This is a genomic window from Stenotrophomonas sp. YJH_SMC_6 (genome assembly GCF_059371335.1).
Genome location: NZ_JCAFUM010000001.1, coordinates 349,318 through 374,596, shown reverse-complemented (window position 1 = coordinate 374,596; position 25,279 = coordinate 349,318). Strand labels below are relative to the sequence as shown.

Genomic DNA, 25,279 nt, shown 5'->3' with positions numbered 1-25,279 from the left:
GGACCTTCTGGCAGGGCTGCGGGGCCTCTGGCAAAGGGCTTGAGGCAACGACGAGGGGGGAGGCGGAGCCGTCCTGCAGGCACCTGCAGCCCGCTCCGTGCGCGCATTCTCCCATCAATGCGAGTGATTCTCAAATGCGTTCACTCATTGCCGCAGCGGCGTCGATGTGCTTTGCGCACCGTGCAAGCCTGCACCGCGCGTAAACTGGCCGGCTACCCCGCCATCAACCGTATGCCGCCGCGGCCGATACCCGTGGTTTGCCGTACGCAGTCAGAGATCGACGTGGAACCACCCCAACTGGACGATGCCAGCCAGCCGCTGGCCGAGGCCTGGCAGCAATGCCTGCTACAGGCCGGCCCTGCCGCCACCGCGCTGCTCAAGGCCGCTGCCACCGATGCCCCACCCGCGCTGGCCCAGCGCTTTTACGAAGTGCTGCTGCAGGACGGGCGCGCACGCCGCTTCCTGTCCCACGACCAGGTCAAGCAGCGCCTGCAGCCGGCCATGCAGCGCTGGCTGGTACAGCTGCTGACCACCGACGCCGCTGGCATCGCCACCACGGTCGCCTCGCAGCGGGTGATCGGCGACGTACACGCACGGGTCGGCATCCCGGTCGACCTGGTCACCCGCGGTGCGCGCGTGCTCAAGCACGAGCTGTTCGTGCGCCTGCGCGACGACGCGCCCGACAGCGCGACCGCGTTCGCCGCCATCGCCTGCCTCAGCGCGATCATGGACATCGCCATGGAAGGCATGACCCTGGCCTACACCCATGCGCGCGAGCGCTCCACCCGTGCCGACGCCGCCTACCGGCTGTTCTCGCTGGTACAGAACGTCGGTACCGAACGCGAGCGCCAGCGCGCATTGCTGCTGGACTGGGAGAACGCCCTGCTCTACGCACTCGCCGGCCACGTGCAGGCCAGCGACAACGCCAGCCTGGCCACCTCGGAGTTCGGCCTGTGGTTCACCCACAAGGGCATCCCCAGCTTCGGCGAAAGCAGCGAAACGCAGCAGGTGGGCCAGTTGATGGCCCGCATTGACGGCCACCTGCAGCGCGCGAGTGGCGATGCTCCGGTGCAGCGACTGGCGGTGCTGCCGGCCATCCGCGAGGACCTGGCCGCCATCCGCACCCTGATGACGCTGCTGTTCGAGCGCATCGGCGAACTGGATGCCGGCAGCGACGCGCTGACCAACCTGCTCAACCGCCGCTTCCTGCCCACCGTGCTGCGCCGGGAAATCGAGCTGGCCACACGCAACCGCACGCCGTTCTCGCTGCTGCTGCTCGACCTGGATCATTTCAAGGCAATCAACGACGGCCACGGCCACGATGCCGGCGACCGCGCGTTGCAGCACGTCGCCGGCCTGCTCGGCCAGCTGACCCGCAGCAGTGATTACCTGTTCCGCTATGGCGGCGAGGAGTTCGTGGTGGTGCTGGTCGCGGCCAGCGAATCACAGGCCGCGGTGATCGCCGAGAGCCTGCGCCGGCAGATCGCGCAATCACCCGTGGCATTGGCCAACGGCCAGGTGCTGGAGCTGACCGCCAGCATCGGCGTGGCCGGTCACGATGGTCATCCGGATTACGAGCGGCTGATGGCACGTGCCGACGCCGCGATGTACGAGGCCAAGCGCAGCGGCCGCAACCGCGTGGTGGTCGCCAGCGCTGACCTGCAGGAAGCCCCGGGGCGGCGTGCACTGCAGCGATGACGGCAGGACAGGTAGAGTCGACCGCTGGTCGACTATCGCGCGCAGCGCGGGATTTTTCGCACGCGGGGCGAAGAGCGGTCGACTGACAGTCGACTCTACCGACAGCCGGCTCGACCGATACGGCGCCCAGCCGCTGCTTTCACCGCCCCCACCCGCCATGCTGCCCACCACAGCAGCGCCAGCAACGCGATGCCTGCCCCCAGCAGGCACACAGCGGGCCAGCCATGCCGCACCTGCATCCAGGGCCCCGCCGCCGCGCCTGCACCACTGCCCACCGCATAGAACAGCATGTACAACGCCATCAGGCGCCCATGCTGTTCTGCCGGTGCACGCAGCAACGATGCCTGGTTCGAGACATGCAGTGCCTGGCCGCCCAGGTCGAGCACGACCACACCCAGCAACAGCAAGGACAGCGAATGCGGCAGGCCCAGCAGCGGCCACCACGCGACCAGCATCAACAACAGCGCGCCGAGGCTGACCCGATGCGCGAAACCACGGTCCATCCAGTGTCCGACCCGCGCCGCCATCAGCGCACCGACCACGCCGGCCAGGCCGAGCGCGCCGATGGCTGCGGTTGACCAGTGCAGCGGCGGTGCCGACAGCGGCAAGGGTGCCGCCGCCCAGAACACATTGAGGCCGGCAAACAGCAGCAATGCCAGCGGCCCGCGCTCGCGCAGCGTTCGATCGCGGCGCAGCATGCCCTGCATCGAGCCCAGCAGCTCGCGCCAGCGTGGAGGGACCGACGGCACCGGTACTGCGGGCAGGCGCCGCCACAGCAGCGCCGCCAACGCTGCCATCACCACCGCTGACAGCAGGTAGACCCTCTGCCAGCCAAAGGCCGCCGCCACCGTACCGGACACCACGCGCGCCAGCAGCAGGCCGATGAACACGCCGCCCTGCACCACACCGACCACGCGACCGCGCTGCTCGGGCGGTGCCAGCATGGCGGTATAGGCAATCAGGCCCTGGGTCAGCGCGGTGCCCAGCAAGCCTGCCAGCAGCATGCCCGACAACAGCCAGCTCGCCGTGCGTGACGCCGCCAGCCACAACAGGGCCAGCACCAGCGCGATCAACTGCAGCCGCAGCAGGCGTCGCCGGTCGCCGCGGTCTGCCAGCGGCAGCAGGCCAAGCAATGCCAGCACGCTGCCGGCCTGGGTGGCAGCCAGCACTGCGCCGGCCACCGCCCGGTCCAGCGCAAAGGCGCGTGCAAGCTGATCCAGCAGCGGCTGCGCGTAGTAGACGTTGGCGACGCTGGCGCCGGCGGCAGCCGCAAGCAGGACCAGCAGCGGGCGGGGAAGCGATGTGGCACTCACCATATGGTTGCAATTTGAAACCAGATGCAGGCTATCGCCATTGGTTTTAAACTGCAACCACATTCGGAGATACCCAGCATGCACGCCGACAGCCCCTGCCCTGTAGCCCGCAGTGCCGACCTGCTCGGTGACCGCTGGGCATTGCTGGTGATCCGCGACGCCTTCGACGGCATCACCCGCTTCGGTGATTTCCAGCGCAGCCTCGGCGCGGCGCGCAACATCCTCAGCGACCGCCTGCGCCGGCTGGTCGAGGCCGGCATCCTGCAGCTGCAGCCAGCCTCCGATGGATCGGCCTACCAGGAGTACGTGCTCACCGCCGCAGGCCTGGAACTGTTCCCGCTGCTGGTCGCACTGCGCCAGTGGGGGGAGCGCCATCGCTTCGGTGCAGGCGAAGCCCATTCGCAGCTGATCGAATTGGCGACGCGGCGGCCGCTGCCCTACATGCAGCCGCGCGGGCGCGATGGCCAGCCGCTTCAGCCCACTGCCACCCGCGTGCGCAAGCTCAAGGGCGACGGGCGCGACACCTGATCCGCCCATTCGCGCACACCGACGGACGCCCGCGCCGGTTAGCATCGGATGTTTCCGCCGCTGGATGCCGCCGATGTCGCGCTGTCGCCCTTCCCTGCTGACCGCCCTGCTGTTGCCGCTGCTGGCCTGCGCCACAGCAACCACGCAGGCCCGTGAGGTTGCCGCGCCCGCCGACCACGTGCAGGCCGATGGCCCCTATGTGTTCCGCCAGGGCAACCAGCTGCAGGCCAGTTGGATCTGCGACGACAAGGTCGAGTCGCACACACTTGCCACGCAGGCCGCAGGCGCCGACATCGCCCCGCGTTGCGGCTACGAACACAGCGTGCACGTGGCCGCCCCGAATGCACCTTCGGTCTCCGTGCTGCCGGCCGTGCCGCGCATCGTGGCGCTGTCCGACATCCACGGCCAGTACGGGCTGCTGGTGCGCCTGCTGCGTGCCCACAAGGTCATCGACGCACAGGACCGCTGGGCGCTGGGCAAGGACACCCTGGTCATCGCCGGCGATGTGTTCGACCGCGGCCCGCAGGTAACCGAAGCCTTCTGGCTGCTGTATGGCCTGCAGCAGCAGGCGGCCGCCGCCGGCGGCGCGGTGCACTTCGTGCTCGGCAACCACGAGACCATGGTGCTGTACGACGACCTGCGCTACGTCAACCCGAAATACCTGCGCAGCGCCCAGCTGCTCGGCCGCAGCTACCCGCAACTGTATGGCGCCGACTCGGTGATCGGCCAGTGGCTGCGCACCCGCCCGGTGCTGCTGAAGATCGGCGATACCCTGTTCCTGCACGGCGGCATCTCGCCCGAGGCGGTGCAGCTGGCGCTGGACCCGGCACGCACCAACGCGGCCTACCAGGCCTCGCTGGGCCTGCCCAAGGCCGAAGTGAAGGCCGACCCGGCCACCGCACCGCTGTATGACGGCAAGACCAGCCCGATCTGGTACCGCGGCTATTTCGATGGCCGCCTCGACACCGCGGGTGTGCAGGCTGTGCTCGACCGCCTGCAGCTCAAGCGCATCGTGGTTGGCCATACCTCGATGCCGCACGTCAGCAGCTTCCACGGCGACCGCGTGATCGCCATCGACAGCAGCATCAAGAACGGCGAGAACGGCGAACTGCTGTTCATCGAGGGTGGCAAGCTCAGCCGTGGCCTGCTGGATGGTTCGCGGGTGCCGCTGGCGCTGGGTGAGCCGGGCCTGCAGGACTGAATGGAGGGACAGCGCGACGGTGCCGGGAGGTGCCGGCGCGCTCCACCTGCAGCCGGTTTGCGGCTACCCTCGGCAGCCGAGAGGCCCACCCCGTCCATCCGGTGGGCCTGACCGTTACAGGAGCCCCGCGCATGCGCGTTCTGATTGCTGAAGACGACCCGGATATCGCCTCCGGCCTGTGCGCCTCGCTGCGCCGGCAGGGGCACGTGGTCGACCACGTCGACAACGGTGCGCACGCCGATGCTGCACTGGGCTCGACGCAGTACGCGCTGCTGGTACTGGACCTGGGGCTGCCGCAGCTGGATGGCCGCGACGTGCTGCAGCGCCTGCGCCAGCGCGGTGATGGCCTCGCAGTGCTGGTGGTGACCGCCCGTGACGGCCTGGCCGAGCGCGTGCGTGTGCTCGACCTGGGTGCCGATGACTACCTGGTCAAGCCGTTCGCGCTGGACGAGTTCGAAGCGCGCGTGCGCGCCCAGCTGCGCCGGGTCACCAGCAATGGCAACCCGGACCTGCGCATCGGCCGCCTTCGCATCGACCTGGCCGGGCATCGGGTGTGGATCGACGACCAGTCGCTGGAACTGACCGCACGCGAGTTCGGCCTGCTGTCGGCACTGGCAGTGCGCGCCGAGCGCATCGTGTCACGCGCGCAGTTGGTGGAAGCGCTGTGCGACTGGGGCCAGGACCTGACCGACAACGGTCTGGACATCGCCCTGCACCGCCTGCGCCGCAAGCTGCAGCCCGGCGGCATGGGCATCCGCACCGTGCGCGGGCTGGGCTACATGCTGGAAGACGTGCAGGACGACAGCACCCCGTGATCAGTGGACCGCCCAGCCTGCGCCGGCGCCTGCTCGCCTTCCTGGCGCTGCCGATGCTGGGTCTGCTCACCTTCAACACGATCCTGGCCTACTACGTTGCGCTGGACTATTCCAACCGCATCCACGACCGCAACCTGATCGACGACACGCATTCGTTCGCGCAGATGCTGAGCACCATGCCGGTGACCAGCGACCTGTCGCCGCAGGCGCGCTTCCTGATCGAGTACGACCCCGACGGCCATCGCTACTTCAACGTCGACAGCAGCCGCATGGGTACGCTCAGCGGCAATGCCGACTTCAGCCCGTATGCCCCTTCTCAGGACTGCACCGGCGTGCATCCGGCGCTGTACGACGGCAACCTCAATGGCCAGCAGGTGCGCATGGCCACGGTCTGCACGCAGGCGATGAACGATCCGCAGGACCAGCTGGCGGTGACCGTGGCCGAGAGCATGGCCGACCGCCGACAGCGGGCGCGCGAGATCCTGATGATCATCATCCCGCTGATGACCATGCTGGCGCTGGGCACCGCAGCACTGGTCTGGTTCGGCGTGACCTACGGCCTGCGCATCCTCACGCCGCTGAGGACCCGCCTGGCGCAGCGCCGTGGCGAACTGGCACCGATCTCCGACGCCGACGTACCGGAGGAGATCCAGCCACTGATCAGCACCATCGACGATCTGTTTGCCCGCCAGGCGGAAATGATCACCCTGCAGAACCGCTTCATTGCCGATGCCGCGCACCAGCTGCGTTCGCCGCTGGCGGGCATGGCCCTGCACGTGGACCAGGCGCTGGCACACGGTGACCCCGATACGGTGCGCGAGGCGCTGCAGCACATCCGCCGGCTCAACCAGCGCACTGCCCGGGTCAGCACCCAGCTGCTGGCGCTGAGCCGGGCGCAGACCGTGCCCGATACCGTGGAAGCACTGGACCTGTGCGAGCTGGTGCCGCAGTGGGTTGGCATGCGCGTGCCGGAGGCGATCCGCGATGGCATCGACCTCGGCTACCGCGGCAGCCCCCATCCGCTGCGTGTGCTCGGCAACGGCGCCATGCTGCAGGAGGCGCTGGACAACCTGATCGACAACGCCCTGCGTTATGCCGGCCGCAATGCGACCGTCACGGTGGGCGTGCACGCGCTGGACGACAATGATGTCGAACTCTATGTGGAAGACAACGGCCCCGGCGTGCCCGACGACGTGATGCCACGGCTGGGCGAGCGCTTCTTCCGGGCGCCGGGCACCGCTGCCAGCGGCACCGGCCTCGGCCTGGCCATCGCGCACGAGGCGGTAGAGCACTTCGGCGGCCGCCTGAGCTTCCTCAACCGCCCGGGCGGGGGGCTCAAGGTCGCCATCACGCTGCCGCTGCTGAAGGCCCCCTGACCCGGCCCGGCGCGCTGAAAGGCTGGTGAAAATCGCGCTTGCGATCCTGCCATCCCCACTGCCGTCCCGGAGCCGCCAGGTGACCGAATCGCACGACTTCTTCCTCCCCGGTGGCCCCCAGGGCGTGCTGCTGGTCCATGGCCTGACCGGCACCCCGGCGGAAATGCGCATGCTGGGCAAGGGCTTGAACAATGCCGGCTTCACGGTGCACGGCGTGCAGCTGCCCGGCCATTGCGGCACCGTGGATGACCTGCTGGCGACCACCTGGGAACAGTGGTACCAGGGCGTGGAAGATGCGGCGGCCGCCCTGCGCGGCAAGGTCGACCAGCTGTTCGTGGGTGGCCTGTCGATGGGCGCGGTACTCTCGCTGGCGTTGGCGGCACGTCGCCCGGAGTGGGTGTCCGGCGTGGGCGTGTACGGCGCCACTTTCCGTTACGACGGCTGGAACATTCCCGCCGTGGCCCGCTTCTCGTTCCTGCTGCCGTGGTTCAAGCGCTTCAACATCGGCCGCGACCGCATGTTCATGGAAGAACCGCCGTACGGCCTGCGCGACGAGCGCCTGCGCGCGCAGGTCAGCGCCGCCATGCTGTCCGGCGACAGCGCCGCCGCCGGCCTGCCGGGCAATCCCTGGCATGCGCTGGCCGAGATGCGTGCGCTGAGCAACTGGACCCGCCGCCACCTGCACCAGGTCACCGCACCGTGCCTGGTGATGCACGCCCGCGAAGACGATGTGGCCAGCATGGGCAACGCTGAGCTGGTGATGTCGCGGGTCAGCGGCCCGAAGGAACTGGTGGTGCTGGAAGACAGCTACCACATGATCACCATCGATCGCGAACGCCGCGATGTGATCCGTCGCAGCGCGCGCTTTTTCACCGAGATCGGTGAACGCACGGGCGTGCTCAAGGCGGTGGCCTGAGATGGGGGCACTCGCCACCCTGCTGTGGCTGGCCAATGTGGTACTCGATACCGGTGGCCAGCTCGCCTTCAAGGCCGCCGCCAGCGATCCGCAGGAAGGCGAAGGACTGCAACGCTGGAAACACATGCTCAGCCGCCCCTGGCTGTGGATCGGCATCGCCTGCTACGTGCTCGAGTTCGTGGCCTGGATTGCGTTCCTGTCGCTGGTGCCGCTGTCCAAGGGCGTGCTGCTGGGCTCGATCAACATCGTTGCGTTGATGATCGCCGGTCGTTTCCTGTTCCGCGAGAAGCTCACGCCGCTGCGGGTGACCGGCATGCTGCTGGTCACCGCGGGCGTGGCGGTGGTGGGGGCCGGCTCATGAGGCGCCTGTATGTGATCGGTTTCCCGCTGCTGATGGCCTTCGACACGCTGGCCCAGCTGTGCTTCAAGTACGCCGGTGACGCCGCGCTGCCGGTCGAGGCCAACACCGCCTGGCTGCTGCGCGTGCTGTCGCAGCCGTGGGTGTATGGCGCCATCCTCGGCTACGTGGGTGCGTTCTTCACCTGGATGAGCCTGCTGCGCCATGCGCCGATCGGCCCCGCGTTTGCCGCCTCGCACCTGGAAGTGATCAGCGTGCTGCTGCTGTCGGCGTGGCTGTTGAACGAGCCGCTGACCCTGCACCATCTGCTCGGTGCGGTACTGATCGTGGCCGGCATCGTCTGCCTCGGCCGCGCTGAAGCGGACGACCCGCACAGTCCCGCCGAAAGCGCGTCGTGAGCGGGCTGCGATGAGCCTGTTCGCGCGCGAACTGCCACCTACCGCTGGCCTGCCGATTCAGGCCAGCGATTTCCTGCCCGGTGGTGGCGACCTGCGCGAAGTCCTGGCCAGCCAGCTCGGCACACCGCCACTGCAGCTGACCTGTTCCGGCACGCACGCACTGCTGATCGCGCTGCGTACGCTGCGCAAGCGCGCGCCAAGGCGCGACACCGTGATCATGCCGGCCTATACCTGCCCGCTGGTGCCGATCGCGGTGCACAGCCTGGGCCTGCGCGTGCAACTGTGCGATACCCGTCGTGGTCACTTCGACTTTGATCCCGGCCAGCTCAGGCGTCTGGCCGATGCGCGCACGCTGGCGATCCTGCCGACCCACCTGGGCGGGCGCATCGCCGATGTCGAACTGGCCTGCGAAGTCGCCCGCAACGCCGGCGCCTGGGTGATCGAGGATGCCGCGCAGGCGCTCGGCGCACGCGTTGGCAACACCAGTGTCGGCCTGCGCGGCGATATCGGATTCTTCAGCCTGGCCGCCGGCAAGGGCCTGAGCCTGCACGAAGGCGGCCTGCTGGTCAGCCGCGATGACGAACTGCGTGCCGCGCTGGCCGGACATGCCGTCCAGCACGTTCGCTCCAGCCTGCGCTGGGAGCTGCTGCGCAGCGTGCAGTTGATCGGCCTTGCTGCCTGCTATCGCCCTTCGCTGCTGTCGCTGGTGTATGGCAATCCATTGCGCAGTGCGCTTCAACGCGACGATCTGGAAGAAGCGGTCGGTGACATTTTCCCGCTTGATATACCGCAGCACCGGGTCAGCCACTGGCGGCAGAACATCGGCGCGCGTGCCGCGCGGCGCTTGCCGGCGTTCCTGCAGGCCGGTCGCCTGCGTGCGTTGCAGCTGCGCGTGCAGCTGGCACAGCTGCCAGCCGTAGAAGTGGTCGACGGCCTCGCCGGTAGCGGTGGCACCTGGCCACTGCTGATGCTGCTGCTGCCCAGCCAGCGCGCCCGCGATGCCGTGCTGAAAGACCTGTGGCCACGTGGTCTCGGCGCCAGCCGCATGTTCATCCATGCCCTGCCCGACTACACGTACCTGCGCGGCATCGTGCCGCAGGACGACATGCCCAACGCGCGCGACTTCGCCGCACGCATGCTCACCCTGGGCAACAGCGCCTGGCAGACCCGTGAAGACACGGCCGAAATCCTGCAGGTACTGGCCCGCGCCTGACCCGAACGTGCACGCGTGGCCTGCCCTCCGCGCATTCATCCGTGCACCTTCCTGAACGTTTTCCCAGCCTGTCAGAAGAGCCTTTCAACAGGAAAGGAACGAGAAAGGCGGCCTGCCTACATTGAGCCTGCCCCGGCATCGGGCCGGGCGTTTCTTTCATCGACGGACCTGCCCATGCACTGGAGCATCCTGTGTGACTTCGACGGCACCATCAGCCTCGAAGATGTCATCGACTCGCTGCTGGAAAAGTACGGCCAGCCGGGCTGGCAGGAACTGGAAGACCAGTGGAAAGTGGGAAAGATCGGCTCGCGTGAATGCATGCAGGGCCAGGTGCGGCTGCTGAAGCTGGACCCGGCCACGCTCGACGCCCATCTGGACCAGGTACAGATCGATCCGGGCTTCGCCGCCTTTGTCAGCCGTGCCGAACAGCTGGGCCTGCCGCTGCGCATCGTCAGTGACGGCCTGGACTATGCGATCCACCGCATCCTGGCCAACCACGGCCTGTCGCAGCTGCCGGTGGTGGCCAACCACCTGCGCTGGTGCGAAGACCATTGGGAACTGGAGTCGCCCTACCAGGCCGAAGGCTGCCGCAGTGGCACCTGCAAGTGCACCTGCGCCGCGCAGGCGCGCGCCAACGAAGCACCGCGCGTGCTGATGATCGGTGACGGCAGCTCGGATTTCTGCGTGTCCGAAGACGCCGACTTCGTGTTCGCCAAGCGCCGCCTGATTACCCATTGCACGAATGCCGGCATCGAGCATGCCGCCATCGACACCTTCCACGATGCAGTCGCACTGTTGCCGCGCCTGCTCGATGGCAGCCTGCTGCAGCCACGTCGCATCGACGCCCGCCCGCAGCCCGCCGCACTGCCCCCGCTGCTGGCCACCGCCTGAGCACTCCCTCCAAGCACGCTCCCCCGTCGCCCCTTTCGAACGTCCTTCACGGAACCGAACTGCATGAACATTTTTGACAAGAACGCCGACGCCGCTGCCTCCGACGCGCAGCTGCTGGCCGACGAAGCCCGCTACAGCTCCTTCGGCGATACCGTCCACTACGTCGACCCGCCGAAGATCTTCCAGCGCGGCGAAGGCAGCTACATGTTCGACGGTGCGGGCGTGCCCTACCTCGATCTGCAGATGTGGTACTCGGCCTGCAACTTCGGCTACAGCAACAAGCGCCTGAATGACGCGCTGAAGGACCAGATCGACACCCTGCCGCAGGTCGCCAGCCAGTACCTGCATCCGACCCGCGTGCAGCTGGCCAAGACCATTGCCGTGGACATGCACGAAAAGTTCGGCCTCGACGGTCGCGTGCATTTCAATGTCGGTGGCGCGCAGGCCATTGAAGACTCGCTGAAGATCGTGCGCAACGCGCGCGGCGGCAAGAGCCTGATGTTCGCCTTCGAAGGCGGCTACCACGGCCGCACCCTGGGTGCCTCGTCGATCACCTCCAGCTACCGCTACCGCCGCCGCTACGGCCACTTCGGCGAGCGCGCGATGTTCATCCCGTTCCCATACCCCTTCCGTCGCCCGAAGGGCATGACCCCGGACGAGTATTCCGACCACTGCGTATGGCAGTTCGAGCGCCTGTTCGAAAGCGAATACAACGGCGTGTGGGACCCCAAGGTCGGCCAGGCCGAGTACGCCGCGTTCTACGTCGAGCCGATCCAGGGCACCGGTGGCTACGTCATTCCGCCGCGCAACTTCTTCACCGGCCTCAAGCGCGTGCTGGACAAGTACGGCATCCTGATGGTGGTCGATGAGATCCAGATGGGCTTCTGGCGTACCGGCAAGCTGTGGTCGATCGAGCACTTCGGCGTGACCCCGGACGTGCTGGTGTTCGGCAAGGCGCTGACCAACGGCCTGAACCCGCTGTCCGGCCTGTGGGCACGCGAAGAGCTGATCAACCCGACCGTGTTCCCGCCGGGTTCCACCCACTCCACCTTCAACTCCAACCCGCTGGGCACCCGCTTGGGCCTGGAAGTGTTGAAGCTGGGCAAGGAAATGGGCTACGAGCGCACCGTGCCGGAAAAGGGCGCGTACTTCCTGGACGGCCTGCGTGGCCTGCAGAAGCGCCACCCGGAAATCGGCGACGTCGACGGCCTGGGCCTGGCCCTGCGCGCCGAAATCTGCCAGGCCGACGGCTACACCCCGAACAAGGAACTGCTGGACCGCATGGTCGACATCGGCCTGGCCGGTGACCTCCTGCACGACGGCAAGCGCATGGGCCTCGTGCTCGACGTGGGTGGCTGGTACAAGAACGTGATCACCTTCGCGCCGTCGCTGGACATCAGCTACGAAGAGATCGACCTGGCGATCACCCTGCTCGACCAGGCGCTGACCAAGGCCAAGGGCTGAGGCTGGATGCGCTGCCGGTTCCCGTGCCGATGGAGATGACGTCACGCGCATCCAGCACCGCGCTGGAACCGGCCGCGCTGCTGGAGGGCTTCCTGGCCCACCCGCCGCTCGGATTCGAGGCAGGCCGCCTTCCCAGCGGCCTGCCGACTTTCCGTGCGCCGCTGGACCTGACCACCACGATGGACGACGCGCTGCGCAGCAAGCTGCTCGGCCTGCCGCTGTCGCGCCTGTGGCGGCCTTGGATCACCTGGAAGACCCGATTCGTCGGTGCCACCAGCACCGAGTACACCCCGCTGCCGGCGCACGTGGCGCCGGAGGCGCTGGCCGAGGACGTGACGCGTCACGCGATCGGTGATACCCGGCTGCTGGTGGTCAAGGACCTGGCCATCGATTCACCGCTGCTGGACGACGCGGCCAACGCGCACAGCGCGGCGTTCCTGCAGGCCTTGCTGGCGCGCGGCTTCGTTGAACTGGAAGGCATGCCGCTTGCCTGGGTGGCGATCGATTTCGATTCGCTCGATGGCTACCTCGGCCGCCTGTCGTCCTCGCGCCGCAAGAACATCCGGCGCAAGCTCCGTTCGCGTGATGACCTGCAGATCGACTGCATCGCCACCGGCGATCCGGTCCTCGCCGACCCGCAGCTGCAGGCCGAACTGTATGCGCTGTACCTGGGCGTGTATGCGCAGAGCGCGGTGCATTTCGACCAGCTCGACCTGCCCTACTTCCAGCATCTGCTGGCCGACAGCCAGGGCCAGGGACGGATGTTCCTGTATCGCCACCAGGGCCAGCTGATCGGCTGGAACCTGTGCTACATCCACGCCGGAAAGCTGGTGGACAAGTACATCGGGCTGGCCTATCCGCAGTCGCGCGAGCACAACCTGTACGCGGTCAGCTGGATGCACAACCTTGAGTACGCGCTGCAGCACGGCCTGAGCCACTATGTGGCCGGCTGGACTGACTCGCGGATCAAAGCCGAGCTGGGGGCAAGCTTCACCTCCACCCGGCATGCGATCCACGCCCGTTCCCCGCTGCTGCGCGCCGCCCTGCGCCGGCTGGCCCCGTACCTGCAGGGCGAACCCGATGGAGGCGGTTGAACGATGCCGTTGCGTTCTCCGTTGATCCTCGACCTGGACGGTGGCGTGCTGCCACTGCCCCAGGCACAGACCCTGGCCCTTCCGCAGTGGCACGACCCGCTGCGCTTCGCCTGCAGCAGTGCCACGCTGCACCGTTTCGCCGCCGAAGTGCTGGCGCCGCTGCCCGCGCAGCTCGGCACCGTGATGCTGGGCAGTGGCGACTTCCATCATCTCAGCCTGCCGCTGTTGCGCCGCATGCGCACACAGGCGCCGTTCCAATTGGTAGTGCTGGACAACCATCCGGACAACATGCGTTTTCCGTTCGGCATGCATTGCGGCTCATGGGTGAATGCCGCCAGCAAGCTGCCGCAGATCTCGCACATCCACGTGCTCGGCATTACCTCCAGCGACATCGGCCTCGGCCATGCTTGGGAGAACCACTGGCGTCCGCTGCTGGGCGGTCGCTTGACGTACTGGTGCATGGACGTGGATGTCAGCTGGGGCCATCGCCTCGGCATGGGCCACGCGTTCCGCCGCTTCGAGCACCCCGAAGCGCTGGTGGCCGCGTTCGCTGCCGAACAGGCCAAGTCGCCCCAGCCGACCTACCTGTCGATCGACAAGGACGTGTTCGCCGAGGACGTCGCGCGCAGCAACTGGGACCAGGGCCGATTCCAGCTGGAAGACGCACTGGTGGTGATCGAGGCGCTGCGTGCCGGCGGCCTGGTCGGCAGTGACATCACCGGGGAAGTGTCGCTGGCCAACTACCAGAGTCGTTTCAAGCGCTGGTTGTCGTCGCTGGATGGCCAACCGGACATCAGCGCCGAAGATCTTCCTGCCTGGCAGGCGCGTCACCAGCAGGTGAACCGCGAATTGCTGGCGGCAATCGCCGCCGTACCGACGGCCTGCTGACCGCGCCGGTCGTGCCGGCCGCTGGCCGGCATGGCTTCGGTAGTGCCGGCCGCTGGCCGGCAATGCCAACCAAGGTTGGCATCTACCAGACCAATGCCGGCCAGCGGCCGGCACTACACTGGGCTCCCGTCCCGGAGCCCTCGCCATGCCCCAGACCGTCATTCCGCAACTGCGCATGCGCCACGCCGACACCACCCTGCCGTTCTACGTGCAGGGGCTGGGCTTCGTGGTCGACTGGGAACATCGCTTCGAACCCGGCTTCCCGCTGTTCGCCCAGCTCACCCGCGACGGCCAGACGATCTTCCTTACCGAACACAGCGGCGACTGCGAGGTCGGCGGCGCGGTGTACTTCATCGTTGACGACGTCGACAGCCTGCACCGCGCCTTCAGTGCCGCCAACGTGCCGATCGAGCAGCCCCCGCATGACACCGAATGGGGCAGCCGCGAAATGCTGCTGCGCGACCCGGATGGCAACCGGCTGCGCTTCGCCACCCACACGGACTGAATAACGTCGGCTTGAGATGGATATACGAAACATATACGATTCGTATATTCATACTTCGAGGGCCACCCATGGGCATCGTCAACATCGATGACACCCTGCACGACCAGCTGCGCCGTGCCTGCACCGTCTCCAGCCGCTCGATCAATGCCCAGGCCAACTTCTGGATCCGGGTCGGCATGCTCTGCGAGCTGAACCCCACGCTGAGCTTCCAGGACATCGTCGCCAGCGAGCTGCGCGCGGCCGGTGTGCAGCCGCCGCTGCTGCCTCCGGGCCAGGTCTGAGCCCATGGGTATCATCAAGCAGCCGCACGAAATCGCGTTGATGGCCGAATCCGGGCGCCTGCTGGCGCAGGTGTTCGCCGCGCTCGACCAACTGCCGCTGCAGGGCCGCAGCACGATGGAGATCAACGAATTCGTCGAGCGCATGATCGTCGATGAGCTGCAGGCGCGGCCGGCCAGCAAGGGCCAGTACGGCTTCCCGTACGTGCTCAACACCTCGATCGACAACGTCATCTGCCACGGCGTGCCCAGCACCACCGACGTGCTGCGCAGCGGCCAGATCGTCAACCTCGACATCACCCTGGAAAAGAACGGCTACATCGCCGACTCCAGCACCACCTACCTGGTGGGCGAGGTCGACTACGCCGCGCGCAGGCTGGTGCAGACCGCCTACCAGGCGATGTGGAAAGGCATCGCCGCGGTGCGCCCGGGCGCGCGCCTGGGCGATATCGGCCACGCCATCGCCCGCCACGCGCGCAGCCACGGCTACAGCGTGGTGAAGGAATACTGCGGCCATGGCATCGGCCAGGAAATGCACGAGGAACCGCAGATCCTGCACTACGGCCATCCCAACACCGGAATGGTGCTGGAAGAAGGCATGGTGTTCACCATCGAACCGATGCTCAACCAGGGCAAGCCGGCGATCCGCCAGCAGCCGGACGAATGGCCGGTCTACACCCGCGACGGCAAGCTGTCGGCGCAGTTCGAGCACACCGTGGCGGTCACCCGCAGCGGCGTGCGCGTGCTGACCCTGCGCCCCGGCGAAACCCCGCAGTGCGCGGTGGACGCGGCCTAGAGCGGGCGCAACAGCAGCAGCGTGGCGAGACAGAACATGAAGATCGCCACGCCGGTGTCCAGCATCCGCCATGCAGCCGGCCTGCGGAACACCGGCTGCAGCAGGCGCGCGCCATAGCCCAATGTGCAGAACCAGGCCACGCTGGCCACGCACGCACCGGCGGCGAAGGCCCAGCGCAGATTGCCCGGGTAGCGCGTGGACAGGCTGCCCAGCAGCACCACCGTATCCAGATAGACGTGCGGGTTGAGCAGGGTGAAGGCCAGACAGGTCAGCAGCACCTGCCGTCGATCGCCACCGTCCACGTCACCCGCCGCCAGTGCACTGCCACCGCGCCACGCACGCATCCCGGCCTGCAGGCCATACCAGAGCAGGAAGACCGCACCACCGATGCGCAGCACCTGCAGCAGCAACGGCCACTGCAGCACCAGCGCGCCCATGCCGCCAACGCCGGCAAGGATCAGCGCGATGTCCGCACCTGCGCAGGCCAGCACTACCCTCCCCACATGGCGCTGCTGCAGGCCCTGGCGCAGCACGAAGGCATTCTGTGCGCCGATGGCGATGATCAGGCCGGCACCTGCGAACAGGCCCGCGACGGTAGCGGCAATCCACATCGGGACAGGCCAGGCAGCGAGGGGACGCGCAGGGTGCGGCCAACAGCCTTGTTTAGACAAACTGATTTTTCTTTATCCTGTGCAGGAAAACTGAAGAGGCACCGGCATGGACCTGGTACACCCGCAACTGGCCGCGTTTGCCGCGGTGCTGGAGGAAGGCAGCTTCGAGGCTGCGGCACGCCGCCTGTCGATCAGCCCATCAGCACTGTCGCAGCGGATCAAGGCTCTGGAAGACCGGCTCGGGCAGGTGCTGGTGGTGCGCCAGGCGCCGTGCCGCCCCACCGCCGCCGGTGAGGCGCTGCTGCGCCGAGTGCGACCGATGCAGGCGCTGGAGGCCGAGGCATTGGCCGAGCTGCTTCCCGAGCGTGGCAGCAGCGACGCTGCGCGCACCCCGATCCCGCTGGCGGTCAATGATGATTCGCTCGATACGTGGTTCGTGCCGGCCATCGCCGACCTGCACCAGCGCCATGGCTACCTGTTCGACCTGCGCATGGACGACCAGGACCACACCCTGCGGTTGCTGCGCGACGGCAGCGTGCTGGGTGCGGTCACCGCCGAAAGCCAGCCGGTGAAGGGCTGCAACGTGCACCCGCTCGGCGCCATGCGCTACCAAGCGATTGCTTCGCCCGGCTTCGCCCGCCAGTACTTCAGCGATGGCATGGACGCCACGGCGCTGGCACGCGCGCCGATGCTGGTGTTCAACCGCAAAGATGAACTGCAGTGGCGCTTCGTGCGTCGCCTGACCCGCGCGCGGCTGCAGCCGCCGCTACACTACCTGCCCTCCTCCACCGGTTTCGTCGAAGCCGCCGCGTGCGGACTCGGCTGGGGCCTGGCCCCGGAAACCCTGGCCGCGCCCGCTGTGCGCGCCGGCCGCGTGGTGGTGCTGGAACCCCGCCGCTGGCTCGATGTGCCGTTGTACTGGCAGCATGCCGCCGTGCGCTCAAGCACGCTGCAGCACATCACCCAGGCGCTGCGTACTGCGGCCAGCGGCACCCTTCGTTGAGGAAAGACCGATGACCGCAGACCCGGGCTTCACACCATGCGCACTACCGTTTGCGCACTTCTTTACCACTGGGACGGCATGGGCGTGATCGGCCGACGTACAAGGATGCACCGCGCGAAAGTCGCGTTGACCCTGGCAGCCTGCCTGCCGCTTGCGGCGGCAGCGCAGAGCAGTGTCGATGCACCCGCACTGGACTGGGAACAGGCGCGGCAACGCCTGGAGCAGGTCTCCGATGCGCTGGCCGCTGCCGATGCAGCCGTTCGCAACAAGCAGGACCTGCAGGACGCCACCCGGCTGCTGCGCCTGCCGGAGATCACCGGCGAAGTGCGCCGCCTGCAGTTCCAGAAGACGCTCACTCTGCCGCTGGGCTCACTGGCGCCGGTGGCTGAAGCCTTCGGCATCGATTCGCCGCTGTCGTTCACCGAGCGCGACTGGCGCACCCGTCCAGTGGTCACTGCGGTGCTGCCGCTGTACACCGGCGGCGTGATTCCGGCCGCGCAGCGTGCGGCCAGTGCCGCCCACGAACAGGCCAGCGCCGAGCGCGAAGCACAACGTCAATCGCTGACCGTGCAGCTGGCCCAGGCCTACTTCGGGCAGCGCCTGGCCGAGCAGGCGGTGGACGTGCGCCGTGACGTGCGCGATGGCCTCAACCGCCACCTGTCCGATGCAGAGAAGCTGGAACGCGAGGGTTTCGCCACCCGCGCCCAGCGCCTGCAGGCCACCGTGGCCCGCGACAAGGCCGAGCGCGAATACCAGAAGACAGTGAACGACCTGGCCACGCTGAAGGCCGCACTGGCCACGCTGCTGCGCAGTGGTGGCGAGGTGCAGCCGGTTTCGCCGCTGTTCGTGCAGCGCGTGCCGCTGGAACCGGTGGCCAGCTTCGAGCGTACTGCGCAGGCGCGCCAGCCGCAGATCGCACGCCTGCGGGCCATGGTGGCGCAGGCCGAACAGGGCGTGCGCGTGCAGCAGGCCAAGCTGAAACCGCAGATCTTTGCCTTCGGCCAGTACGACTTCCGCCGCCGCGACGAAATGCTGACCGATCCGGACTGGGCGTTTGGCATCGGCCTGAAGTACACCTTCCTGTCGCCGAACTCGCGGCCGGCGCAGATCAGCGCCGCGCGCGCGCAGCGGGACCAGGCCGAAGCGGGCCTGCGCGAGGCCGAGAACCAGGTCGCGCTGGGCGTGCGCAAGGCCTGGAACGAACTGGAAACCGCGCGCCAGCAGTACGTGCTGCTCGACAGCAGCATTGCCCAGGCACAGGAAAACCTGCGCCTGCAGGAGCTGGCGTTCCGCGAGGGCCAGGCCACCTCGCTGGATGTGATCGACGCGCGGCTCGGCCTGGGCGGTGCCCGTGTAGAGCGCGCACAGGCCGCCTACCAATACGATATTGCGCTGGCACAGTTGCTGGAGGTCAGTGGACAGATGGACCGTTTTGAAGAATTCCGGCGCCGTGCGGACGAGGTGATCGACCATGAGTGATGTGCTGCACGACGATGCGACAACACCCCCGGCCAAGCGCCGCCTGGGCCCGATCCTGGTAGTGGTGCTGCTGGTCGCGGTGGTGCTCGGCCTGTGGGTGGCCTGGCGCAGCCCGGCCGACCAGATCCAGGGCATGGCCGACGCGGACACCATCAACGTGGCCGCCAAGATCACCGCGCGCGTGGCGGAGTTGAAGGCGCGCGAGGGCGACCGCGTGCAGCCCGGGCAGGTGCTGTTCCTGCTCGACAGCCCCGAAGTGGCCGCCAAGGAACAGCAGGCCCACGGCGCGTTGGCCGCCGCACAGGCGGTGGCCGACAAGGCCGACGAAGGCGCGCGCAGCGAAGACATCCGCGCCGCCGAAGCGAACTGGAAGCGCGCCGAAGCCGGTGCAACGCTGGCCGAAGCCACCTACCAGCGCGTGCAGAACCTGTTCAACGAAGGGGTGATGACCCGGCAGAAGCGCGATGAAGCGCATGCCCAGGCCACCAGTTCGCGCGAACTGGCCCGTGCCGCGCGCGCGCAGTACGACATGGCGCTGGCCGGCGCACGCGAGCAGGACAAGCGTGCCGCGCAGGGCCAGGTGCAGCAGGCGCAGGGCGCGGTGGCCGAAGTCAACGCCGCCCGTGCCGAAGTCGAAGGACGCGCGCCGGTGGCGGGCGAGATCAACAAGCGCATGGCCGACCCGGGCGAGCTGGTGCCGGCCGGCTACCCGGTATTCACCCTGGTCGACATTGATTGCATGTGGGTGGCGATGAACCTGCGCGAATCACAGATGCAGGGCCTGAAGGTCGGCAGCAAGCTGCAGGGCAACGTGCCGGCACTCGGCCTGGACGGCGAGTTCGAGGTCTACTTCATCAACCCTGCCGGCGACTATGCGACCTGGCGTACCACCCGCCAGTCGTCCGGCTACGACGTCCGCAGTTTCGAGGTGCGGGTGCGCCCGGTACGCCGCATCGAGGGCTTCCGCCCCGGCATGAGCGTGCTGTTCGCATGGCCCCAGCACTGAGCCCGGACCGCAACGGCTTCGCTGCTTCGTGGCGGCGCGAGCTGCATTCGCTGCGCGGCAACCGTGCCGACCTGCTGCTGGTCACCGTGCTGCCCCTGCTGATGCTGGCGGTGATGGCGTGGATGTTCTCGCCGTCGGTGATGCGCGACATCCCCATTGCCGTGGTCGACCTCGACCACAGCAGTGACAGCCGCCTGCTGCTGCGCATGCTCGATGCCAGTCCCGGCGTACGCATCGCCAGCCAGCCGGCGGACCTGGAGGACGCGCGTTCGCAGCTGCGCAGGCTGGACGTGTTTGCCATCGTACTGGTGCCGCGCGATGTCACCCGGCAGGCGCTGCGTGGACGCCAGGGCACGGTGTTCGCCTATTACAACGCCACCTACATGACCACCGGCCAATCTGCGTCACGCGATATCGGCGACGCAGTCTCGGCCTGGAACGCACGCCTGCTGCGCGAACGCATCGGCCTGCAGGTCGGCCCCGGCAAGCTGCGTGCGGCACCGATCGCGGTGCAGTCGGACATCCTGTACAACCCTGCGCGCAGCTACGAGTTGTTCCTGCTGCCGCTGATCTTCCCAGCCGTGCTGTCGCTGGTACTGGCACTTGCGGTGGCCGGCAGCCTCGGCCGCGAGATCCGCGACGGCACCCTGCCCGCCTGGCTGGGTCGAACGCCGTGGTCGGCGATTGCCGGCAAGGTCGCGCCGTACATCCTGCTGTTTTCGCTGTATGGCGCGCTCGGCATCGGTTACCTGGCCTGGCTGCGCGGCGATGGTGTGGCCGGCAGCGTGCTCCTGCTGCTGCTCGCACAGCCACTGTTCTACCTGGCCACGGCCGCCTACGCATTGTTCTTCGTCGGCGTCACCCGCGACATGGGTACCGCGCTGTCCGCGGTCGGCCTCAGCATCGGCACCGCACTGGCGTTCTCCAGCGCTACCTTCCCGGTGCTGGATGGCCCCCTGTTCACCCGCATCTGGCATCAGCTGCTGCCACTCAGCGCCTACATCAAGCTGCAGACCCAGCAGCAGTTCATCGGTTCGCCGCTGCAGGTTTCGGTGTGGCCGTTGGCCACATTGCTGCTGATGGCGGTGGTGGCAGGAGGCATTGGCGGCCTGCGCCTGATCGCCTTTGCGCGCTCGCCGGAAGCCGCGCAGCCTGCGGGAGCCGACGCATGAGCGCACTCTGGCGCAGCCTGCGGCAGACCCTGATGGCGGTGCTCTGCGACCGCTACGCGATCGTGGTGATGGTCGGCGCGGTGATCCTGTATTCCTTCTTCTACCCGGCCGCGTACCGTCACCAGGTGGCCGGCAACCTGCCGGTGCTGGTGGTGGACGAAGACCACAGCGCGACCAGCCGCGAGCTGCTGCGCAAGCTCGATGCGCTCCGCGTTGCACGCGTGGTCGGGCAACCGGCGGACATCGACAGTGCGCGTCAGCAGCTGGAAGCCGGCCACGCCGAAGGCATCGTGCTGATCCCGGCCAACCTGGAGCGCGACATCCTGCGCGGCCACCCGGCCAAGCTGGTGCTGCTCGGCAACGGCGCCTACCTGGGCCGTGCCAGCTGGGTGCTGGGCAGCGTGGCCGACGCACTGGGCGCGTTCGGGCGTGACGCCGTGGTCGGCCAGGCCGCCTTCATGGGCGCGCCACAGGCGCCGCCGGTCACCGTGGTGCAGCGCCCGCTGTACAACACCCAGGAAGGCTATGGCAGCGCCATCGTGCCCGGCGTGGCCGAGCTGATCGTGCACCAGACCCTGCTGATGGGCATCGGCGTGCTGCTCGGTGGTCGTCGTCTGGCACTCGGCCGGCGCCTGCGCTTCGACCTGCCGACCCTGGCCGGCATGGCGATGGGCTTCGGCCTGATCGGCCTGTTCGGCCTGTTCTGGTACGCCGGGTTCACCGCCTGGGTGCAGGACTATCCGCGCGGCGGGAACCCACTGGGCCAGCTGCTGGGCGGCACCCTGTTCATCGCCGCTACAGTGGTTTTCGGCCTGTTCGTCGGCAGCTTCTTCCGCACCCGCGAACGCGCCTTCCAGTACATCATCGCCACCTCGATCCCGCTGTTCTTCCTGGCCAACCTGTCGTGGCCGGCAGTGATGACGCCGCAACCGCTGGTCTGGCTGGCGCAGCTGCTGCCTACCACCTCCGGCATCAACCTGATGGTGCGCCTGAACCAGATGGACGCCAGCCTGGCCGACGTCAGCCACGAACTGATCACCCTCACCGTCCTGCTGCTGCTCTACGGCAGCCTCGCCACCTGGCGCCTCCTCGCAAAAAAGGGGACGGAGGGGATTAAGTCGTAAACGGCCGGTTTGGGGGATTGCGACTTAATTCCCTCCGTCCCCTTTTTCCTGCAACGAAGAACGCCGGCGTGGGGCCGGCGTTCGGGTACTGCGGTGTGGAAGGGGAAACGGGGACTTTCGGCGATCGATCAGCGATAGACGCGTTCGCAGCGACGTTCAACCACGCGGTCACCGTTCTTCTGCTGCTGGTTGCCTTGGATCTGGCGGCCGGCCGCACCACCGGCCACAGCGCCGGCCACGGTTGCAAGCTTCTTGCCGTTACCGCCGCCCACCTGGTTGCCCAGCAGGCCGCCGATCACTGCGCCGGTAGCGGTACCCGTGATGCGGTTCGGATCGCGCGAGTTGCGCTGCACTTCCACGTTCTTGCAGACCACGCGACTGCCGTCATTGAACTTGCGTCCCTCATCGCGCGGCCCATACGTCTGCGCACCGGCCACCGACGAAGCCGCCAGCAGCGTGCCCAGCACAAGCAATCGGGTCGAGGTCTTCATGGCCATCTCCTGAGTTCCGGTATGGCGCAAGTGTCCTCCTGCGGTTGGCAACCGGAAGTGAAATGCGCGTGTCCGCCGCCTCATCGGCCATCGCGCGTTCAGGAAGAGAATCCGCGCCCATCACGATCAACCATCGTGATGGGCGCCGTCTCCCTACCGGCATTGCCCTCTGCTAGAACTCTTCCCAACCACCCGCATTGGCGGCCAGCGTCGGTTCCATCCGCGGCGACAGCACCGCCGGCCGGCGTACCGGTGCAACCGATGCCGCCACGGCTGCCAGCGCCGGGCGGACCGCTGCGGCGGCGGTCACCGCCCCCGTGCGGAACACCGAAACCGCCTCGGCCAGCAGGTTGGCCTGCTCCTCCATGGAGCGTGCCGCCGCGCTGGCTTCTTCCACCAGCGCCGCATTCTGCTGCGTGGTCTCGTCCATCTGCACCACCGCCTGGTTCACCTGTTCGATACCCGAGCTCTGCTCCTGCGAGGCGGCAGAGATATCGGCCATGATGTCGGTCACGCGCTGCACCGAGGCCACGATCTCGCCCATCGTGGTGCCGGCCTGGCGAACCAGCGCCGATCCATCGGCGACCTTGCCGACCGAATCCTCGATCAGGCCCTTGATCTCCTTGGCCGCACCGGCCGAGCGCTGCGCCAGCGTGCGCACCTCACTGGCCACCACCGCAAAGCCCCTGCCCTGCTCGCCGGCACGCGCAGCTTCCACCGCCGCGTTCAAGGCCAGGATGTTGGTCTGGAACGCGATGCCGTCGATGACACTGATGATCTCGGCGATCTTCTTCGACGAGGCTTCGATAGCCGACATCGTGGTGACCACCTGTCCGACCACCTCGCCGCCCTGTGAGGCGACGCCATGCGCGCCGATGGCAAGCTGGTTGGCTTGGCGTGCGTGCTCGGCGTTCTGTTTCACGGTGGAGGTCAGTTCCTCCATCGACGCAGCCGTCTCTTCCAGGTTCGCCGCCTGCTGCTCGGTGCGCCGCGACAGATCGGTGTTGCCCGAAGCGATCTCGCCTGCCGCCAGGTTGATGCTGGACGCGCTGGACTGGATACGGCCGACAATCTGCTTGAGCTGATCGACGGTGGCGTTGCAGTCATCACGCATGCGGGCGAACACGCCGTGGAAGTCGCCCTGCATGCGCACGGTGAGGTCACCGCGCGAGATCGCCTGCAGCAGGGTCGACACCTGCACCAGGTTCTCGTCGGTGGTCTGCATCAGGCGATTGAGCCCGGCCACCATGTCGCGAAACTCATAGGCGAAGCGATCTTCATCGCCGCGCAGGCTGAAGTCGCCTGCGGCTGCAGCCGTCGCCAGGCGGCGGATCTCACCGTTGATCGCCGACAGGCTGGTCTTGGTTTCGTCCATGGCCTGGGTGATTGCGGCCTTCTCGCCCGGCAACGGATCCATGTCCACTGACAGATCACCGCGGGCGTAATGCTTCATTACTTCGATCAGCCGGTTCTGCACCTGCACATGCGAGCCGACCAGCGCATTGGTCTCGTGCACCATGCGCCCGTAGTCGCCAGGAAAAGCACTCTCGTCCATGCGATAGCTGAGGCTGCCCGCGTCGTGCTGGCGGGCCAGTTCACCCTGCGCCGCCATCACCGACTGCAACTGCGCCTGCATGCGCTGCATTGATCGGAGCAGCTGGGTCACCTCATCGTTGCCGGACGCGTCGATGCTGCTGTCCAGGCGGCCACCGGCAATACCGTCGGCCAGCTTCACCGCCCCTGCCAGCGGACGGGTCAGGCTGCGGGTAATCGCCCATGCCGCCAGCGAGCCCAGCAGCAGACTCATCACACCGAACACGATCGACAACGTACCGGTCCATGATTCGGTCGCGCGGTACTCCTCGCGGCTGCGCGCTGTCAGCGCATCCTGATGCCGCAGCAGGGTCGAGATGGCTTCATTCCAGGCCGTCGCCAGGCCATGTTCGGCCAGCAGTTCCTTGGCCGCGCCGTCGAAATCGCCGGCCTTCATGCGCTCATGCAGGTGCTGGGTGGAAGCGTCGGTAGCCTTGCGCGCCGCCCCGATCTTCGCCACCAGGGTATCGCCGGTGGCATCACGTGGAATCTTGATGTACTTGGCCCAGATACCATCGTAGGTCTGCGACAGCTCCTGCGCCTTCTGATAATCCTTGTCGAAATCCTCGCCGCGCTTGATCACCATCAGCCGGCGATGCATCAGCACCGCGTTGTTGGTATCCAGCATGTCGTTCAACAACCGCATCTTCACCATGTTGACGTCCACCACTTTCTCGAATTGGGCGGACTTCAGGTGGTTTCCATACAGCACGAGGCCAACGATGGCCACGATGAACAGCAGCAGCAGACCAAACCCGGCACCCAGCCGGGATCCCACTCGGAGGTTGCGTAAGGCGAGCATCTCAATTCCCTTGATCGTGGCCGTACGAACGGTGGCGGCGCAGACAGGGGAAACTTTATGGGCCAATATTATTATATCGATCCAAAACTCTGGAACTGTGCAGACAGGCGTGAAGAACACACTTAATGGAGACGGTTATTCCTTCTGGGCATATCGATGTACGAGCATGGCAATCGCAATCATCACGCCGCGCTCACGACGCGCGACCGCAGATAACGTCTTCCGTTCGAAATTGCCATCACAGCTGAAATCTGGCATTTGCCATC

Annotated in this window: 25 protein-coding genes; 21 read left to right on the top strand and 4 right to left on the bottom strand. The window is 67.4% G+C overall.

What is annotated here, in order from left to right; genetic code table 11:
* Positions 1 to 282: 282 nt before the first annotated feature.
* Positions 283 to 1,698 (top strand): GGDEF domain-containing protein, encoded by a 1,416-nt coding sequence (locus AC5P9N_RS01770; protein ID WP_099484381.1) that lies wholly within the window; start codon positions 283 to 285, stop codon positions 1,696 to 1,698.
* 95 nt (positions 1,699 to 1,793) lie between these two features.
* Here the strand turns inward: AC5P9N_RS01770 and AC5P9N_RS01765 are convergent, their stop codons facing one another.
* Positions 1,794 to 3,014, bottom strand: coding sequence for an MFS transporter (locus AC5P9N_RS01765; protein WP_099484378.1), 1,221 nt, complete (start codon positions 3,012 to 3,014; stop codon positions 1,794 to 1,796).
* 75 nt (positions 3,015 to 3,089) lie between these two features.
* Between AC5P9N_RS01765 and AC5P9N_RS01760 the strand changes: the two genes are divergently transcribed.
* The 15 genes from AC5P9N_RS01760 to map all read left to right on the top strand — a co-directional run bounded on the left by AC5P9N_RS01760 (position 3,090) and on the right by map (position 15,732).
* The gene (locus tag AC5P9N_RS01760; protein ID WP_062606841.1) at positions 3,090 to 3,539 is read left to right on the top strand and encodes a winged helix-turn-helix transcriptional regulator; all 450 of its coding nucleotides are present in this window, start codon (positions 3,090 to 3,092) and stop codon (positions 3,537 to 3,539) included.
* A gap of 73 nt (positions 3,540 to 3,612) precedes the next feature.
* Positions 3,613 to 4,740, top strand: coding sequence for a metallophosphoesterase (locus tag AC5P9N_RS01755; protein ID WP_062606839.1), 1,128 nt, complete (start codon positions 3,613 to 3,615; stop codon positions 4,738 to 4,740).
* A 131-nt stretch (positions 4,741 to 4,871) separates the two neighbouring features.
* Positions 4,872 to 5,555 (top strand): response regulator, encoded by a 684-nt coding sequence (locus tag AC5P9N_RS01750; RefSeq protein WP_076739576.1) that lies wholly within the window; start codon positions 4,872 to 4,874, stop codon positions 5,553 to 5,555.
* Positions 5,552 to 6,931, top strand: coding sequence for a sensor histidine kinase (locus AC5P9N_RS01745; RefSeq protein ID WP_005412674.1), 1,380 nt, complete (start codon positions 5,552 to 5,554; stop codon positions 6,929 to 6,931). Before AC5P9N_RS01750 ends, AC5P9N_RS01745 begins: the two co-directional genes overlap by 4 nt.
* A gap of 79 nt (positions 6,932 to 7,010) precedes the next feature.
* Positions 7,011 to 7,847, top strand: coding sequence for an alpha/beta hydrolase (locus AC5P9N_RS01740; protein WP_005412675.1), 837 nt, complete (start codon positions 7,011 to 7,013; stop codon positions 7,845 to 7,847).
* A gap of 1 nt (position 7,848) precedes the next feature.
* A complete protein-coding gene (locus AC5P9N_RS01735; protein ID WP_012479558.1) occupies positions 7,849 to 8,208 on the top strand; it encodes an EamA family transporter in 360 nt (119 codons plus the stop codon).
* Positions 8,205 to 8,603 (top strand): DMT family transporter, encoded by a 399-nt coding sequence (locus tag AC5P9N_RS01730; RefSeq protein WP_005408666.1) that lies wholly within the window; start codon positions 8,205 to 8,207, stop codon positions 8,601 to 8,603. The genes AC5P9N_RS01735 and AC5P9N_RS01730 overlap by 4 nt, the downstream gene beginning before the upstream one ends.
* Positions 8,604 to 8,613: 10 nt before the next feature.
* A complete protein-coding gene (locus AC5P9N_RS01725; RefSeq protein ID WP_099484377.1) occupies positions 8,614 to 9,816 on the top strand; it encodes a DegT/DnrJ/EryC1/StrS family aminotransferase in 1,203 nt (400 codons plus the stop codon).
* A 174-nt stretch (positions 9,817 to 9,990) separates the two neighbouring features.
* Entirely contained in the window at positions 9,991 to 10,707 is a 717-nt protein-coding gene (locus tag AC5P9N_RS01720; protein ID WP_099484376.1) for an MtnX-like HAD-IB family phosphatase, read from the top strand.
* 63 nt (positions 10,708 to 10,770) lie between these two features.
* A complete protein-coding gene (locus AC5P9N_RS01715) occupies positions 10,771 to 12,171 on the top strand; it encodes an aspartate aminotransferase family protein (RefSeq protein ID WP_099484375.1) in 1,401 nt (466 codons plus the stop codon).
* Between the two features lie 29 nt (positions 12,172 to 12,200).
* Positions 12,201 to 13,265 (top strand): GNAT family N-acetyltransferase, encoded by a 1,065-nt coding sequence (locus AC5P9N_RS01710; RefSeq protein WP_043035542.1) that lies wholly within the window; start codon positions 12,201 to 12,203, stop codon positions 13,263 to 13,265.
* 3 nt (positions 13,266 to 13,268) lie between these two features.
* Positions 13,269 to 14,153 (top strand): arginase family protein, encoded by an 885-nt coding sequence (locus AC5P9N_RS01705; protein WP_043035543.1) that lies wholly within the window; start codon positions 13,269 to 13,271, stop codon positions 14,151 to 14,153.
* Positions 14,154 to 14,298: 145 nt separating this feature from the next.
* Positions 14,299 to 14,658 carry a bleomycin resistance protein gene (locus AC5P9N_RS01700; RefSeq protein WP_043035544.1) on the top strand — a complete coding sequence of 120 codons (360 nt, stop codon included), beginning with the start codon at positions 14,299 to 14,301 and terminating at the stop codon, positions 14,656 to 14,658.
* A gap of 68 nt (positions 14,659 to 14,726) precedes the next feature.
* A complete protein-coding gene (locus AC5P9N_RS01695; RefSeq protein WP_005412680.1) occupies positions 14,727 to 14,939 on the top strand; it encodes a ParD-like family protein in 213 nt (70 codons plus the stop codon).
* A gap of 10 nt (positions 14,940 to 14,949) precedes the next feature.
* Positions 14,950 to 15,732, top strand: a complete 783-nt coding sequence (map, locus tag AC5P9N_RS01690) for a type I methionyl aminopeptidase (RefSeq protein WP_180863364.1) — start codon at positions 14,950 to 14,952, stop codon at positions 15,730 to 15,732.
* On the opposite strand, the gene AC5P9N_RS01685 is transcribed toward map, so the two are convergent.
* Positions 15,729 to 16,343: a LysE/ArgO family amino acid transporter gene (locus tag AC5P9N_RS01685; protein ID WP_043035546.1), complete on the bottom strand. Its 615-nt coding sequence runs from the start codon at positions 16,341 to 16,343 to the stop codon at positions 15,729 to 15,731. The genes map and AC5P9N_RS01685 overlap by 4 nt on opposite strands.
* A gap of 106 nt (positions 16,344 to 16,449) precedes the next feature.
* Between AC5P9N_RS01685 and AC5P9N_RS01680 the strand changes: the two genes are divergently transcribed.
* The 5 genes from AC5P9N_RS01680 to AC5P9N_RS01660 all read left to right on the top strand — a co-directional run bounded on the left by AC5P9N_RS01680 (position 16,450) and on the right by AC5P9N_RS01660 (position 22,127).
* Complete coding sequence (locus AC5P9N_RS01680) at positions 16,450 to 17,346, top strand: LysR family transcriptional regulator ArgP (protein WP_012479551.1); 897 nt, start codon at positions 16,450 to 16,452, stop codon at positions 17,344 to 17,346.
* A 78-nt stretch (positions 17,347 to 17,424) separates the two neighbouring features.
* Positions 17,425 to 18,825 carry a TolC family protein gene (locus tag AC5P9N_RS01675; protein WP_099484373.1) on the top strand — a complete coding sequence of 467 codons (1,401 nt, stop codon included), beginning with the start codon at positions 17,425 to 17,427 and terminating at the stop codon, positions 18,823 to 18,825.
* Positions 18,818 to 19,831: an HlyD family secretion protein gene (locus AC5P9N_RS01670; RefSeq protein WP_099484372.1), complete on the top strand. Its 1,014-nt coding sequence runs from the start codon at positions 18,818 to 18,820 to the stop codon at positions 19,829 to 19,831. The genes AC5P9N_RS01675 and AC5P9N_RS01670 overlap by 8 nt, the downstream gene beginning before the upstream one ends.
* On the top strand, positions 19,816 to 21,003 hold the full coding sequence (locus tag AC5P9N_RS01665; protein WP_005412688.1) for an ABC transporter permease: 1,188 nt from the start codon (positions 19,816 to 19,818) through the stop codon (positions 21,001 to 21,003). The genes AC5P9N_RS01670 and AC5P9N_RS01665 overlap by 16 nt, the downstream gene beginning before the upstream one ends.
* Positions 21,000 to 22,127 (top strand): ABC transporter permease, encoded by a 1,128-nt coding sequence (locus AC5P9N_RS01660; RefSeq protein ID WP_099484371.1) that lies wholly within the window; start codon positions 21,000 to 21,002, stop codon positions 22,125 to 22,127. Before AC5P9N_RS01665 ends, AC5P9N_RS01660 begins: the two co-directional genes overlap by 4 nt.
* A gap of 128 nt (positions 22,128 to 22,255) precedes the next feature.
* On the opposite strand, the gene AC5P9N_RS01655 is transcribed toward AC5P9N_RS01660, so the two are convergent.
* Together AC5P9N_RS01655 and AC5P9N_RS01650 are read right to left on the bottom strand one after the other, a co-directional pair.
* Positions 22,256 to 22,624: a glycine zipper 2TM domain-containing protein gene (locus tag AC5P9N_RS01655; protein WP_032965667.1), complete on the bottom strand. Its 369-nt coding sequence runs from the start codon at positions 22,622 to 22,624 to the stop codon at positions 22,256 to 22,258.
* Between the two features lie 166 nt (positions 22,625 to 22,790).
* Positions 22,791 to 25,013: a methyl-accepting chemotaxis protein gene (locus tag AC5P9N_RS01650; RefSeq protein ID WP_099484370.1), complete on the bottom strand. Its 2,223-nt coding sequence runs from the start codon at positions 25,011 to 25,013 to the stop codon at positions 22,791 to 22,793.
* Positions 25,014 to 25,279: the final 266 nt, after the last annotated feature.

Coding starts and splice junctions, on each gene's coding strand:
- AC5P9N_RS01680 (WP_012479551.1), top strand. CDS start 16,450: ATGGACCTGGTACACCCGCAACTGGCCGCGTTTGCCGCGGTGCTGGAG.
- AC5P9N_RS01710 (WP_043035542.1), top strand. CDS start 12,201: ATGGAGATGACGTCACGCGCATCCAGCACCGCGCTGGAACCGGCCGCG.
- AC5P9N_RS01720 (WP_099484376.1), top strand. CDS start 9,991: ATGCACTGGAGCATCCTGTGTGACTTCGACGGCACCATCAGCCTCGAA.
- AC5P9N_RS01705 (WP_043035543.1), top strand. CDS start 13,269: ATGCCGTTGCGTTCTCCGTTGATCCTCGACCTGGACGGTGGCGTGCTG.
- AC5P9N_RS01675 (WP_099484373.1), top strand. CDS start 17,425: ATGGGCGTGATCGGCCGACGTACAAGGATGCACCGCGCGAAAGTCGCG.
- AC5P9N_RS01700 (WP_043035544.1), top strand. CDS start 14,299: ATGCCCCAGACCGTCATTCCGCAACTGCGCATGCGCCACGCCGACACC.
- AC5P9N_RS01755 (WP_062606839.1), top strand. CDS start 3,613: ATGTCGCGCTGTCGCCCTTCCCTGCTGACCGCCCTGCTGTTGCCGCTG.
- AC5P9N_RS01665 (WP_005412688.1), top strand. CDS start 19,816: ATGGCCCCAGCACTGAGCCCGGACCGCAACGGCTTCGCTGCTTCGTGG.
- AC5P9N_RS01730 (WP_005408666.1), top strand. CDS start 8,205: ATGAGGCGCCTGTATGTGATCGGTTTCCCGCTGCTGATGGCCTTCGAC.
- AC5P9N_RS01670 (WP_099484372.1), top strand. CDS start 18,818: ATGAGTGATGTGCTGCACGACGATGCGACAACACCCCCGGCCAAGCGC.
- AC5P9N_RS01715 (WP_099484375.1), top strand. CDS start 10,771: ATGAACATTTTTGACAAGAACGCCGACGCCGCTGCCTCCGACGCGCAG.
- AC5P9N_RS01695 (WP_005412680.1), top strand. CDS start 14,727: ATGGGCATCGTCAACATCGATGACACCCTGCACGACCAGCTGCGCCGT.
- AC5P9N_RS01765 (WP_099484378.1), bottom strand. CDS start 3,014: ATGGTGAGTGCCACATCGCTTCCCCGCCCGCTGCTGGTCCTGCTTGCG.
- AC5P9N_RS01655 (WP_032965667.1), bottom strand. CDS start 22,624: ATGGCCATGAAGACCTCGACCCGATTGCTTGTGCTGGGCACGCTGCTG.
- AC5P9N_RS01685 (WP_043035546.1), bottom strand. CDS start 16,343: ATGTGGATTGCCGCTACCGTCGCGGGCCTGTTCGCAGGTGCCGGCCTG.
- AC5P9N_RS01660 (WP_099484371.1), top strand. CDS start 21,000: ATGAGCGCACTCTGGCGCAGCCTGCGGCAGACCCTGATGGCGGTGCTC.
- AC5P9N_RS01760 (WP_062606841.1), top strand. CDS start 3,090: ATGCACGCCGACAGCCCCTGCCCTGTAGCCCGCAGTGCCGACCTGCTC.
- AC5P9N_RS01725 (WP_099484377.1), top strand. CDS start 8,614: ATGAGCCTGTTCGCGCGCGAACTGCCACCTACCGCTGGCCTGCCGATT.
- AC5P9N_RS01735 (WP_012479558.1), top strand. CDS start 7,849: ATGGGGGCACTCGCCACCCTGCTGTGGCTGGCCAATGTGGTACTCGAT.
- AC5P9N_RS01750 (WP_076739576.1), top strand. CDS start 4,872: ATGCGCGTTCTGATTGCTGAAGACGACCCGGATATCGCCTCCGGCCTG.
- AC5P9N_RS01650 (WP_099484370.1), bottom strand. CDS start 25,013: ATGCTCGCCTTACGCAACCTCCGAGTGGGATCCCGGCTGGGTGCCGGG.